General features: G+C 61.6%; 11 protein-coding genes. 4 read left to right on the plus strand and 7 right to left on the minus strand.

Annotation, left to right across the window (positions count from 1 at the left end; all coding sequences use genetic code 11):
• The 3 genes from BFP95_RS01970 to BFP95_RS01980 all read right to left on the minus strand — a co-directional run.
• Positions 1 to 797, minus strand: a 797-nt coding sequence (locus BFP95_RS01970) for an IS110 family transposase (protein WP_065909028.1), incomplete at its 3' end; no start/stop codon positions are given.
• Positions 798 to 1,136: 339 nt separating this feature from the next.
• On the minus strand, positions 1,137 to 4,229 hold the full coding sequence (locus BFP95_RS01975; RefSeq protein WP_065909115.1) for an efflux RND transporter permease subunit: 3,093 nt from the start codon (positions 4,227 to 4,229) through the stop codon (positions 1,137 to 1,139).
• Between the two features lie 12 nt (positions 4,230 to 4,241).
• The gene (locus BFP95_RS01980; RefSeq protein ID WP_065881552.1) at positions 4,242 to 5,399 is read right to left on the minus strand and encodes an efflux RND transporter periplasmic adaptor subunit; all 1,158 of its coding nucleotides are present in this window, start codon (positions 5,397 to 5,399) and stop codon (positions 4,242 to 4,244) included.
• Positions 5,400 to 5,715: 316 nt separating this feature from the next.
• On the opposite strand from BFP95_RS01980, the gene BFP95_RS01985 reads away from it, so the two are divergent.
• Positions 5,716 to 6,417 carry a response regulator transcription factor gene (locus BFP95_RS01985; RefSeq protein ID WP_065876350.1) on the plus strand — a complete coding sequence of 234 codons (702 nt, stop codon included), beginning with the start codon at positions 5,716 to 5,718 and terminating at the stop codon, positions 6,415 to 6,417.
• Between the two features lie 3 nt (positions 6,418 to 6,420).
• The gene (locus BFP95_RS01990; protein ID WP_065876349.1) at positions 6,421 to 7,722 is read left to right on the plus strand and encodes an ATP-binding protein; all 1,302 of its coding nucleotides are present in this window, start codon (positions 6,421 to 6,423) and stop codon (positions 7,720 to 7,722) included.
• Here the strand turns inward: BFP95_RS01990 and BFP95_RS01995 are convergent, their stop codons facing one another.
• From BFP95_RS01995 to BFP95_RS02005, 3 genes are read right to left on the minus strand one after another with little or no spacing between them, the layout of a single operon-like run.
• Positions 7,723 to 8,391, minus strand: a complete 669-nt coding sequence (locus BFP95_RS01995) for an anti-sigma factor (RefSeq protein ID WP_065881549.1) — start codon at positions 8,389 to 8,391, stop codon at positions 7,723 to 7,725.
• Entirely contained in the window at positions 8,388 to 8,903 is a 516-nt protein-coding gene (locus BFP95_RS02000) for a sigma-70 family RNA polymerase sigma factor (RefSeq protein WP_065909117.1), read from the minus strand. The genes BFP95_RS01995 and BFP95_RS02000 overlap by 4 nt, the downstream gene beginning before the upstream one ends.
• Positions 8,904 to 8,953: 50 nt before the next feature.
• A complete protein-coding gene (locus tag BFP95_RS02005; RefSeq protein ID WP_065909120.1) occupies positions 8,954 to 9,475 on the minus strand; it encodes a DUF3455 domain-containing protein in 522 nt (173 codons plus the stop codon).
• A 140-nt stretch (positions 9,476 to 9,615) separates the two neighbouring features.
• On the opposite strand from BFP95_RS02005, the gene BFP95_RS02010 reads away from it, so the two are divergent.
• Together BFP95_RS02010 and BFP95_RS02015 are read left to right on the plus strand one after the other, a co-directional pair.
• Positions 9,616 to 10,386, plus strand: coding sequence for a class I SAM-dependent methyltransferase (locus BFP95_RS02010; protein ID WP_065909123.1), 771 nt, complete (start codon positions 9,616 to 9,618; stop codon positions 10,384 to 10,386).
• A 91-nt stretch (positions 10,387 to 10,477) separates the two neighbouring features.
• The gene (locus BFP95_RS02015; protein ID WP_065876344.1) at positions 10,478 to 11,263 is read left to right on the plus strand and encodes a sulfite exporter TauE/SafE family protein; all 786 of its coding nucleotides are present in this window, start codon (positions 10,478 to 10,480) and stop codon (positions 11,261 to 11,263) included.
• A 793-nt stretch (positions 11,264 to 12,056) separates the two neighbouring features.
• On the opposite strand, the gene BFP95_RS02020 is transcribed toward BFP95_RS02015, so the two are convergent.
• Positions 12,057 to 13,295, minus strand: coding sequence for an acyl-CoA dehydrogenase family protein (locus BFP95_RS02020; protein ID WP_065909126.1), 1,239 nt, complete (start codon positions 13,293 to 13,295; stop codon positions 12,057 to 12,059).
• Positions 13,296 to 13,496: the final 201 nt, after the last annotated feature.

Genomic DNA, 13,496 nt, shown 5'->3' on the forward strand with positions numbered 1-13,496 from the left:
AACTCAGGCTGAAACCGGATCACTGACCAACAGGCCATATACAGTGAGCGCCTCGCGGCGAACCTGCCGCCGCTGATATGACGCTTGCCTTTGTGCTTGCCGCTATCGTCGTTGTAGGGCGCAGTGCCGCTCAATGCTGCAATCTGATGTCTACCCACCTCGCCTAGCTCCGGAAGATAGGACATCAAGCTGGCCGCTGTAACAAGTCCTATGCCTTTGACTGAGCACAGAAGGGCTACTTTTTTACGATCCAGACGTTCTGTACTTTGGCGGATCAGGCTTTCCAGCTCCTTCAGCACTTTTTGCAAATAGTCGATATGACTCTGCAGCGCAGGCTTGACCACGTCAGAGGAGGCCGTTTTAAGCCGCCGTTTGTCGTCATCTCTTTGCTGAACAAAGTGCTCTCGCTGTTGGACTAGGGCGCGCAAATCATCCTGCTCGGCGCTGGTAACCCGGCTATCGGGCGATTTGATGACCGCTGCGAACTGCGCAAGAAGGCGTGCATCTATCGGATCGGTTTTGGCTTGTTGCCCCATAGCCCGGGCAAAGCTTTTGGCTCGGCAAGGGTTGATCCGTATGACTTCAAAGCCCGCAGCTTGAAGCGCTTTCATGACTTTGCGCTCGTAACCGCCAGTGGCCTCCAGCAACACTCGACCCACGCGATGCAGGGTTAGCCATCCAATTAACCCAGGAAAATCACTCTGCGAATTGGAACAACTCATCGCTACATCCAGTTGATCAACCCGAATCTCGAGGCTACCGCTGGAGACATCAATACCTGCTGGATAGGAAAACATAGCCAAATCCTCTTACACTCAAGGTGAGAGCGCTCTGGCTTGGCCCACGCTTGTAACTGTTCGAGGTGGGCTCGTTCAACTGTTCGGGCTCAATGACCAGAGTGGAGAGGTGAGTGACAGCATGGGCTCCCACACGTGCTTTAAGCACTTCGGGCATTCAGCTTGTCACTCACCGCTCTCACCTTCAGTTTAAGCCTGGTTCAAGACACAAGCGGGCTTGCTCGCGAAGGCGGTGTTTCAGTCGATACCTACCTCACTGACACACCGCCTTCGCGAGCAAGTCGAATCGTCGCACCGCCGCTCCCACATTTTTGATCCAGTACCCATTCAAGAATGGGTCTACCGGGGGCGTTTCTTCACCAACTTCATGACCACCACAAAAAACACCGGCACAAACACCACCGCCAACGTCGCGGTGATCATCCCGCCGATCACCCCCGTACCAATCGCCTGCTGGCTGGCCGAGCTGGCACCTGTCGCAATCGCCAGCGGCACCACGCCGAGGATAAACGCCAGCGACGTCATGATGATCGGGCGCAAGCGCAACCGCGCGGCTTTCAAGGTGGCGGTGATCAGGTCTTCGCCCTGGTCATACAGGTCCTTGGCGAACTCGATGATCAGGATCGCGTTCTTCGCCGACAGGCCAATGATGGTGATCAAGCCGACCTTGAAGAACACATCGTTGGGCATGCCGCGCAAGCTCACCGCCAACACGGCACCGAGTACGCCCAACGGCACCACCAGCAATACCGAGGTCGGGATCGACCAGCTTTCATACAGCGCCGCCAGGCACAGGAACACGATCAGCAGCGACAGGCCCAACAGTATCGGCGCCTGGGAACCGGACAGGCGTTCCTGCAACGACAAACCGGTCCATTCCTGGCCCAGGCCGGCCGGCAATTGGCTGACCAGGCGCTGGATTTCATCCATCGCCTCACCGGTACTGTGGCCCGGTGCCGCTTCGCCGGAAATCGCAATGGCCGGGTAGCCGTTGTAGCGCGTCAATTGCGCCGGGCCCTGGGTCCACTTGGCTTCGACAAAGGCCGACAGCGGCACCATCTTGCCGGCGTTGTTGCGCACGTGGATCTTCATCAGGTCCGCCACCTGGCTGCGCTGGTCGCCTTCGGCCTGCACCACCACCCGTTGCATGCGGCCCTGGTTGGGGAAGTCATTGATATAAGCCGAGCCGATGGCCGAGGACAGCACATTGCCCACGTCTGCAAAGGCCACGCCCAGCGCGTTGGCTTGCTTGCGGTCGACTTCCAGCTGCACTTGCGGTGCTTCGGCCAGGGCGCTTTCGCGCACGTTGGCCAGGATCGGGCTTTTCTCGGCGGCGGCCAGCAATTCCGTGCGCGCGGCCATCAACGCGGCATGGCCGACACCGCCCCGGTCCTGCAAGCGGAACTCGAAGCCGCTGGACGTGCCGAGGCCATCCACCGGCGGTGGCAGGACCGCGTAGGCAATCGCATCTTTCAGTTCGGTAAAGGCCATGTTGGCGCGGTCGGCAATCGACGCGGCGGAGTCATCGCTGCTGCGCTCCGACCAATCCTTGAGCGTGGTAAACGCCAGCGCGGCATTCTGCCCCGAACCGGAGAAACTGAAGCCCATGATCATGGTGGTGTCGCCCACCCCAGGCTCTTTGGCGTTATGCGCTTCGATCTGTTCGGCCACCTGCACCGTGCGGTTCTTGCTCGCGCCCGGTGGCAACTGGATGTCAGTGATGGTGTAACCCTGGTCTTCCACCGGGAGGAACGAGGAGGGCAGGCGGCTGAACATCCACCCCAGGCCCACCAGCAGCACCAGGTAAATCAGCAGGTAACGGCCGCTGCGCTTGAGGGCATAGGCCACCCAGCCTTCGTAGCGGTCGGTGAGGCGTTCAAAACGCTGGTTGAACCAGCCAAAGAAACCGCCTTTGGCATGGTGCTCATCCTTGGCGATCGGCTTGAGCAAAGTGGCGCACAGGGCCGGGGTCAAGGTCAGGGCGAGGAACGCCGAGAACAGGATCGACACCGCCATCGACAACGAGAACTGTTGGTAGATCACCCCCACCGAACCCGCCATAAAGGCCATCGGCAGGAACACCGCCACCAGCACCAGGGTGATGCCGATGATCGCGCCGGTGATCTGGCCCATGGCCTTGCGCGTCGCTTCCTTGGGCGACAGCCCCTCGGCGACCATGATCCGCTCGACGTTTTCCACCACCACAATCGCGTCGTCCACCAGGATACCGATGGCCAACACCATGCCGAACATGGTCAGCACGTTGATCGAGAACCCCAGCAACAACATGGTGGCGAAGGTGCCCATCAACGCAATCGGCACCACCAGTGTCGGGATCAGGGTGTAGCGCACGTTCTGCAGGAACAAAAACATCACCGCAAACACCAGCGCCATGGCCTCGAGCAGGGTGTAGACCACCTTGGTGATCGAGACTTTGACGAACGGCGAGGTGTCGTACGGGATTTTGTATTCCACATTGGCCGGGAAGTAGCGCGACAGCTCGTCCATCTTCGCCCGCACCAGGGTGGCGGTGTTCAGCGCATTGGCGCCAGGTGCCAGCTGCACGCTGACTGCGGTGGACGGTTTGCCATTCAGGCGCGTGGAGAACTGGTATTCCTGGCTGCCGACTTCCACCCGTGCCACATCGCCGATGCGCACAGTGGAGCCGTCGGGATTCGCCTTGAGCATGATGTCGGCGAACTCGGCCGGCGTGGACAGCTGGCCCTTGACCAGGATCGCGGCGGTGATTTCCTGAGTCTTGGTACCCGGCAAATCACCGATGCTGCCCGCCGATACCTGGGCGTTTTGCGCGCTGATCGCGGCGTTTACATCGGCCGGGGTCAGGTTGAAACCGATCAGTTTCTGCGGGTCGATCCAGATCCGCATGGCACGTTCGGCGCCATACAGCTGGGCCTTTCCCACACCGTCGAGGCGCTTGAGTTCGTTCATCACGTTGCGCGCCAGGTAATCGCTGAGCGCTACATCATCGAGCTTGCCGTCGCTGGACGTGAGGGTCACCAGCAACAGGAAGCCGGCGGAGACTTTCTCCACCTGCAAGCCTTGCTGGGTCACCGCTTGCGGCAGGCGCGGCTCGACCGCTTTCAGGCGGTTCTGCACATCCACCTGCGCCATTTCCGGGTTGGTGCCCGGCTGGAACGTCGCGGTGATGGTTGCCGAACCCAGGCTGCTCTGGGACTCGAAATACAGCAGGTGATCGGCGCCGTTGAGCTCTTGCTCGATCAGGCTGACCACGCTCTCATCCAGGGTCTGCGCCGAAGCGCCGGGGTAGACCGCGTAGATTTCGACTTTTGGCGGCGCGACGTTGGGGTACTGCGCCACCGGTAGCTGCGGGATTGCCAGCAAACCGGCGAGCAGAATAAACAGGGCAACCACCCAGGCGAAGATCGGGCGGTCAATAAAGAACTGCGGCATGGTCAATGATCCTTATTGGCCGGAGGCCTGGGCGAGCGGCGTCGGGCTGTCATCTACGTCGACTTTTTCACCGGGGCGCGCGTGCTGGAGGCCTTCGACGACGATGCGGTCACCGGCCTTGAGGCCGCTGCTGACAATCCAGCGATCATTGATCACCGCGCCCAGCTCCACCGGCTGCTGGCTGACGGTTTGTTCGGCGTCCAGCAGCAAGACCATCGGGATACCGGCGCTGTCACGGGTAATGGCGCGTTGCGGCACGCTGATGCCTTGCTTGTCGACGGCTTGCTCCAGGCGCACCCGCACAAAGCTGCCGGGCAGCAGGTCGAGGTCCGGGTTGGGGAATTCGCTGCGCAGGATGATCTGGCCGGTACCGGGGTCGACGCTGATCTCGGCAAACAGCAATTTGCCCGGCAACGGGTAGAGGCTGCCGTCGTCCTCGATCAAGGTGGCCTTGGCCTGGTCCTGGCCGACCTGCTTCAAGCTGCCGGCACGGAAGGCACGGCGCAGGTCATTCAGCTCGCGATTGGACTGGGTCAGGTCGGCGTGGATCGGGTCCAGTTGCTGGATGATCGCCAGCGGCGTGGCCTCATTCTGGCCGACCAGGGCGCCCTCGGTCACCAGCGCACGGCCAATACGCCCGGAAATCGGTGCGGTCACGGTGGCGTAGCCCAGGTTCAACTTGGCTCGCTCGACGGCAGCCTTGTTGGCGGCGACCTCGGCGTTGGTCTGGCGCACGGCGGCGCGGGCGTTGTCGTAGTCCTGGCCGCTGATGGCGTTGCCTTCCACCAACTGGCTGTAGCGCTGCTCTTGCAGGCGCGCCTGGAAGGCATTCGCCTCGGCCTTGCTCAGATTGGCCTGGGCGCTGTCGAGGTCGGCCTTGAAGGGCGCCGGATCAATGCGAAACAGCACGTCGCCCTGTTTCACGTCACGACCTTCCTTGAACACCCGCTGCATCACCACACCCGCGACCCGTGCGCGCACTTCAGCGATACGCGGCGCAGCAATACGCCCGCTCAGTTCGCTGGTGATCGACAGGGGCTTGGCCTCAAGGGTTTCGATGCGCACTTTGGCCAGCGGCATTTGCGGCGCTTCGCCCGCGGAGTTGTCACACGCGCTCAGGGCAAGGGTGAGGGCCAGCAGGCAAAACGGCGCAAACAGATTCTTCGACATGCTCTTATCCCAATATTGACTGGCGCATCCTAAAGTCACCTGCGCCGTGGTGCTGTGAAGCTGTGTAGCGGGTCTGTGAAGAAATGTAAGGTGCAACGCGTTGTGAGCGTTGGGCGTATATCCTTGCACAATCCTGCAAGCGCCAACGATTCAACATGTGGCAACCGGCTTGTGTGGGAGCTGGCTTGCCTGCGATAGCATCACCTCGGTCTACCTGATAGACCGCAGTGCCTGTATCGCAGGCAAGCCAGCTCCCACACAAGCAGCGCCCACATTGGATTTGTGTACCGCCCATCACTGCTTATTTGGAAACACCATGCCCAACATTCTCCTGGTGGAAGACGACGCCGCACTCTCCGAGCTGATTGCCAGCTACCTGGAGCGCAATGGCTACCACGTCAGCGTGCTCAGCCGTGGCGACCACGTGCGTGAACGCGCGCGCTTGAATCCGCCGGACCTGGTGATCCTCGATCTGATGCTGCCCGGACTCGACGGCCTGCAAGTATGCCGATTGCTGCGGGCCGACTCGGCGGGCTTGCCGATCCTGATGCTCACGGCGCGGGACGACAGCCACGATCAGGTGCTGGGCCTGGAAATGGGCGCCGACGACTACGTGACCAAACCTTGTGAACCGCGCGTGCTACTGGCCCGTGTCCGCACGTTATTACGGCGCAGCAGCTTGTCCGAACCCCAGGCGGCCAACGACCAGATCATCATGGGCAACCTGTGCATCGACCTGTCGGAGCGCACCGTGACCTGGCGTGAACAACCGGTGGAGTTGTCCAGCGGCGAATACAACCTGTTGGTGGTGCTCGCACGGCATGCCGGCGAAGTACTCAGCCGTGACCAGATCCTGCAACGCCTGCGCGGTATCGAGTTCAACGGCACCGACCGTTCGGTGGACGTGGCGATTTCCAAGCTGCGCCGCAAGTTCGACGACAACGCCGGTGAAGCGCGCAAGATCAAGACGGTGTGGGGCAAAGGCTACCTGTTCAGCCGTTCCGAGTGGGAATGCTGATCGATGGTTCGCGTACTGTTTCGCCTCTATCTGATCACCATCGTCACCTACAGTGCGGCGATCTACCTGGTGCCCACGCTGGTGATCCAGCTGTTCGAACACCGCTACGTGAATTACAACATCGAGCAGACCCGCGGCCAGCAAAAGCTGATTGTCAAACAATACCTGCGCGCACCTGTGGAGCGCTGGTCACAGGTCACCGACCAACTGGGCCGCGAATTCGCGCCGCTCAGGGTTCAATTGCTGCTGCGCCAGGACGCCAGCTACACCCCGGCTGAGGAAAAGCTACTGGAGCAGGGCAGGTCGGTAGTGCGCCTGGGCGAATGGGGCTGGATGGAGCAAATCAGCACTCCGATCAATGAGCAATTCGTGGTCAAGCTGACGATACCGCCTGACCCGATGGACATGAACGTGCTGTATTGGGCGATCAACGTGTTGATTGTTGCCGCGCTGCTGGCCTGCCTGTTGGTGTGGCTACGCCCGCACTGGCGCGACCTGGAACGCCTGAAAAGCACCGCCGGGCAATTGGGCCAGGGCAATATGGCGGAACGCACGCGCATTCCGGCCAGCTCCAGCATCGGCAGCCTGGCTTCGGTGTTCGACACCATGGCCGACGACATCGAATACCTGCTCAATCAGCAACGCGACCTGCTTAACGCGGTCTCCCACGAGCTGCGCACGCCGCTCACGCGCCTGGATTTCGGCCTGGCCCTGGCGCTCTCCGAAGACTTGCCCGAGGCCAGCCGTGAACGCTTGCAAAGCCTGGTGGCGCATATCCGCGAGCTGGACGAACTGGTGCTGGAGCTGCTGTCCTACAGCCGCCTGCAGAACCCGGCGCAATTGCCGGAGCGGGTGGAAGTGGTGCTCGATGAGTTTATCGACAGTGTGCTGGGAAGCGTCGATGACGAACTGGAAAACCCCGAGATCGTCATTGATGTGGCGCTCGACTGCGCCGTGGAGCGCTTCAATCTCGACCCGCGCCTTACTGCCCGCGCGTTGCAGAACCTGCTGCGCAATGCCACGCGTTACTGCGACAAGCGCATTCAGGTCGGCGTGAAGGTCTGCCCCAAAGGCTGTGAAATCTGCGTGGACGACGACGGCATCGGCATCCCGCTGGACCAGCGAGAGCGCATCTTCGAGCCGTTCTACCGCCTTGATCGCAGCCGTGACCGCGCCACCGGCGGTTTTGGCCTGGGCCTGGCCATCAGCCGACGCGCCCTGGAAGCCCAGGGCGGCACCTTGACGGCATTGGCTTCGCCGCTGGGCGGTGCACGCTTTCGCGTGTGGTTGCCCAGCGTCGCCTGATCAGAGCACCTTGACCGCGCGGCCAATTGCCTGGATCGGCCCGGTGGGTTTGCCGGTCGGCGAGCCGCGCGGGTCTTCCAGGGTCAACTCGAACAGCTGGTTCTGCGTGAGCGGCGGCAGCTTGTCCAGCGGTACCGACAGCGTTTGCCCGGGTTTGACCAGGCCCAGGGATACCGGCCCCTGCCAACCGTCACCCTTGGTCCAGAACTGCAGGGCTTTGTCCGCCGGCACTTCCATCACGCCCAGCGGGATCAACTGAATCTGCTGATTGTCACTGGCCTGGATCACCCAGCCCGGGGCCTGGCTTTGCGGCGCCACCAGCACCACGACAAAGGTCGGGTCGGCGGTGGGCGGGCGGGTCAGCAGCAGCGTGGCCAGTACCAGGGTTGTCACCAGCCCGGCACCGGCCAGGCCGCGCCACACGGCCAGCAGATCCCACCAATGCGTGCGGGCGCTGGCGATGTTGCGTTCGATACGCCGCCACAGCTCAGAGGAGGGTGGCACCGGCTCCGCGAGTGCGGTCAGCGGCAACAGGCGATGCTCCCAGGCGTCCACTGCGGCGCGTAATTCGGCGTCGTGCTTGAGCCGTTGTTCCACCTCGGCGCGTTGTTCGCCGGGCAGGGTGCCCAGCACGTATTCGCTGGCCAGTTCGTCCAGTGGGTTGCTCATGCCATGCACTCCCGCAGCGCGGCGAGGCTACGTTTGATCCAGGCTTTGACGGTCCCCAGTGGGGTGTCCAGTTTCTGGGCGATTTCGCTGTGGGAATAACCGTCGACGTAGGCATGCAGGATGCAGGTACGACGGGCCGGGTCGAGTTGCTCCAGGCAGATGTGGACCTGCCCGGCGCGTGCGCTGAATTCAAAGGTGTCGATTGCAGCGACTTGCTCGTGTTCTTCGCCTAACGGTACTTCGCGGTAATGGTTACGCACACTGTTGAGCGCCAGGTGCCGGGTCACGCTGAACACCCAGCCACGTGCCGAACCGCGACTGGGGTCGAAACTGTCGGCACCGCGCCAGATCTTGATAAATGCGTCGTGCACGATGTCTTCGGCCAGGGACTTGTCCCTCGCTATGCGCAACGCCACGCCGAGCAAACGGCTGCTGTCGTGCTCATAGAGCTGGTGCAGGGCACGCTGATCGCCACGGGCGCAGGATTGCAGACAGGCTTCGTAATCAAACACGCGGTGCTCCCCCCAACGATCGGCATTGGGGGCAGCGTAGCCGACTTTGCTCAGTTGGCCGCCCAGAAAATGTAGTCGGCCTGGTACTTCACCACGGCCTGCTTGCCCTTGTTGGCCGCCGTGCAGGCACTGCTCGGTGCCACGCCGCCCTTGAGGGCAACCCGCTGGATGTAACTCACGCCGCTCATCGCGCCCTTGCCTTCAGCCGGGTTGGCCTTGACCAATTGGTACGGCAGGTTGCCCGCACCCGACGGCGCCACCGCCAACTGAGTGCCGGTGATTTTCGAACCGTCCGTGGCTTGCCAGGTGGCGGGCGGGCCGAAATAGGTGCCGACTTGCTTGCCGCTACGGTCATTCAGCACGGCCTTGGGGCCGACGAAGGTCCACTCGGTCTGGCCGGCGGCGTTGGCGTTGTCGCGGCACTCGTAGGTGATTTCGCCGACACCGGTGGTTTCCAGTGCCACCTTGTGGCCGTCCGGCACCTTGATGCTGTCCGGCAAGCCGGTCTGGGCGAAGGCAACGGGTGCAGTTGCCAGCAGGGCAGTGAGGCAGAACAGTGCTTTAGCGTTCATGGGTGTTTCTCCATTTCAGTAAAACAGCGGGGTGACTGAAAGGACTACCCAGCTTGCGCAGGATTGGATGCACGGATTAGAAAATAAATGTGTGAGGGCGCACACTGTGCCCCCGCTTCACCCCTGAGGAGAGATTGGCAATGACTGGTGTCCACGCGTCTGCTCAACAAGGTTTCTCCACCCATGCAGTCACTTACGCCCAAGGCCGGCCGAATTACCCCAGACAACTCACTGGCTGGCTCACTCAAACCCTGCGGATTGATGCGCAGTCGACAGTGATTGACCTAGGTGCCGGCACCGGCAAATTCACGCGCTTGCTCAGCACCCTGGCGCCAACGCTGATTGCCGTCGAGCCTGTGGCGGCGATGGGCGCGCAGCTGGCTAAGCTGCTGCCGGGCGTGCGCCTGGTAAATGGCACTGCCGAATCCATCCCCCTGGCGTCTGCCAGCGCCGATGCGCTGGTCTGTGCGCAGGCATTCCATTGGTTCTCCACCCAGGCCGCACTGGCGGAAATCCATCGCGTACTCAAGCCCGGAGGGCGCCTGGGGCTGGTGTGGAATGTGCGCGACGAATCGGTGGGCTGGGTGGCGGCAATCACCGAAATAATCACACCGTACGAAGGCGACACCCCGCGCTTTCATAGCGGACGTTGGCGTGAAGCCTTCACCGGCAAGTACTTTTCCGACCCTGAAGTCACCTGTTTTGCGTACAGCCACGTCGGCAGCCCCCAGGAAGTGGTCATGGATCGCTTTCTGTCAGTGAGCTTTATCGCGGCGCTCCCAGCCGCAGAAAAGGCCAGCGTTACCGCGCAATTGCGCACTTTGATCGACACCCATCCCGACTTGCGCGGGCGGGACACCATCGCCTTCCCGTATCAAACCCAGGCCTATGCCTGTCATCGCCTGCCATAAAAGGCATAAAGTCAGATCATATTGATATAAGTCGTTATAAGAAAAATCGCTATCCTGCGGCCAGAAATTTATAAGGCCGCAGGTAGCGTTGATGGAAGTGGGTAATTTTGGTTTTGTGATTGCCGGCCTGATCGTTGGTTTTATCGTGGGCATGACGGGGGTGGGCGGGGGCTCGTTGATGACCCCGATCCTGCTGTGGTTCGGCATCAACCCGGCGACGGCCGTGGGCACCGACTTGTTGTACGCCGCCATCACCAAGTCCGGTGGGGTGTTGGTGCACAGCAAGAACAAGAACATCGACTGGACCATCACCGGTTGGCTTACCCTGGGCAGCGTGCCTGCGGTGTTGCTGACCCTGTGGTTCCTGGCCAGCCTGCACACCGACCCCAGCGCGATGAACGCGGTGATCAAGCAAGCCCTTGGCGTGGTGTTGCTGCTGACGGCCCTGGCGATTCTGTTCAAGAAAAGCCTGTTGGCTTTTGCCCAGCGGCATGCCGGTGATGACTATCACATGAGCCCACGCAACCTGAACATGCTGACGGTGGTGACCGGTGCCATCCTGGGCACCATGGTTGCCCTGACGTCCATCGGCGCGGGTGCTCTGGGGACTGTGGCGCTGTTTATCCTGTATCCGTTCCTGGCCACGCGGCGGCTGGTGGGGACCGAGATCGCCCACGCCGTGCCTCTGACCCTGGTGGCGGGCTTGGGGCATGCGAGCATGGGGAACATGGACTGGCATTTGTTGGGGTTTTTGTTGATGGGGTCGTTGCCGGGGATTTACTTCGGCAGCCATATGACCGGCAAGCTGCCGGACGGGATATTGCGGCCGTGCTTGGCGGTTATGTTGATGGCGATTGGTTATAAGCTCGCGTTCTGATTGGGGGGGATATCCGGTATTTGGGTAATGGCTGATATGGGTTCCGCCCTTACGGCGGGTCACTTTGGAAAAGAGCCGGAATGCCGGCCCAGCCCAAAGTAACCAAAGGGCTCTTGCCCCAACACTCGGCACCTCGCCTAGGCTGGGTGTGCCCTCACTCCGGCTTGAATCCGTGGGCCGCCGCGATGGGCCATCCTTGGCCCAGCGCGGCTAACCCGGCGTCCTGCCGGGTTACCTACGGATTCAAGCCTGCGTTCGGCCAGCGTGTTTGATGGGGCGCCCCAGATCAAAAGCAAAAGCGCGGCGGCCTTAAAGCCGACCGGTATTGTGTGGCCGAACTCGGTCAAAACTGTGGGAGCTGGCTTGCCTGCGATGGCATCACCTCGGTGTAACTGACATACCGAGTTGCCTACATCGCTGGCAAGCCCCTAAAAACAGCGCTTTTGCTCCCCACCACTCAGGCCGGCTGTCAGGCCGCCGTGCTTTTGCTTTTGATCTTTTTGATCTTGATCTTAGGCGCCCCGTTAAACACGCTGGCCGGAATTCGATATTGATTTGGGGGGTAAACCGGCAGGGATGCCGGTTTAGCCGCCCCGCGCCATGGATGGCGCGTGGCGGCGGCCCCCCAAATCAATGTCGGATTACGGGCACACCGAGCCTAAGCGAGGTGCCGAGTGTTGGGGCAAGAGCCCTTTGGTTACTTTGGGGCTATTCCAAAGTGACCCGCCGTAAGGGCGGAACCCATATCCGCCATCACCCAAATAACGGATACACCCCCTACCAAAACCGCGACTCAACCCCGGCCCGGCCCATTCCCAATCTGCCAAACAAACGGCGGCTCAGCCCCATTGATCACCCAATCCCCCACAATCCGCGCCTTATAGATCACCGGATTATGCGACGACACCGTCCGCGCATTACGCCAATGCCGATCCAGCGCTTTACCCTGGCGCACATCCGAAGCCCCCAGTGCGTTAAACAATTCACTGGTAGCCCGCTGAATCAATTCCGACACCACCACCTGCGCCGTCGCCGATTCAATCTCGGCCGTCACATTGGCTTCGCGTTCGGCAACCTCATCCCCGCCAAACCGGGCCACGTACGCCCGTTGCGCCGGTAGCGTGGCTTTCAACGCGCTCGCCTCGGCGGCATAGACCAGCGCTGCCACTTCACCTACCACCTGCTGAACCTGTGCGTCCTGGCTGACATGGGCCGCATTGCCATGGCTGTAGATCCGCTTGCGGCTGCGCACCTGATGCGCCACATCGCGCAACGCTGCACGGCCAATACCGGCCAGGCTGGCGAGCAGAACAAGCTGATAGAACGCGGTCTGGTATTTGAACCGGCTGGAAAAGTCGATAACGTTTTCCGCCTCCACCACCGCATCGGTAAAGCGCGACGTGCCGCTGCCGGTGGTGCGCTGGCCAAAGCCGTCCCAGTCGTCGCTGTGCACCACGCCAGGCTGGCGTGCGCGGGTGGCCGCGATCACATCGCCGCCGGTGTCGCTGCGCTGGGCGTATACATCGATCCAGTCGGCGAAAATGCTGCCGGTGCTGTAGAACTTTTCGCCATTGAGTTTCCAGGCGTCGCCGTCGGGGCTGACCTGGGTGGCCACATCGCCGATGGCCACATTGCCGATTTCGGTCCAGGCACAGCCGACGATATCGCCGGCCACAAAGCGCTTGAACCACAGGTCGCGACCAGCACTGGGCGGCGCGTTCAGGCGGTCTTCGGCAAAGGCGAAGTGCCCACGCAAGGCCTGGGGCACGTTGGAGTCGGCTTCGGCCAGTTCGATCAACAATTCGAACAGCTGCGGCAGGGAGGCGCCACCACCGCCGTATTCCACCGGCACCCTTACCGCGCCAAAACCGGCCTCTTTGAGCCACTGGATGGGTTCATGGGGCAGGGTGCGCGTGTGTTCGCGCTCTACCGCGCCATCCGCGATGCGCTGGAAGATCGGTCGGAATCGCGCGGCTAACGTGGGGTAGTCGACGCCAATGGACAGTGGGTTGATGACGTGGTGGTCGGTCATGGGCAAGGTTCCTGGGCAGTGATCGGTACCGGGGTGATTGCACAGTCCGTGCCGGGTGCCGGCGCCCGTATTTGCTGAAAAAAGCCCTGATGCACTGTTGCCCTGGCAACAGCTGATCGACAAACCTGCCCAATCCGCGACATTGGCCTCTGCACCCAGCATTGGCGGCAACCCCCTTGGCCTGGGCGTTTCCCCGGCCTG

Source organism: Pseudomonas sp. 58 R 12 (genome assembly GCF_900005865.1).
GTDB lineage: Bacteria > Pseudomonadota > Gammaproteobacteria > Pseudomonadales > Pseudomonadaceae > Aquipseudomonas > Aquipseudomonas tritici.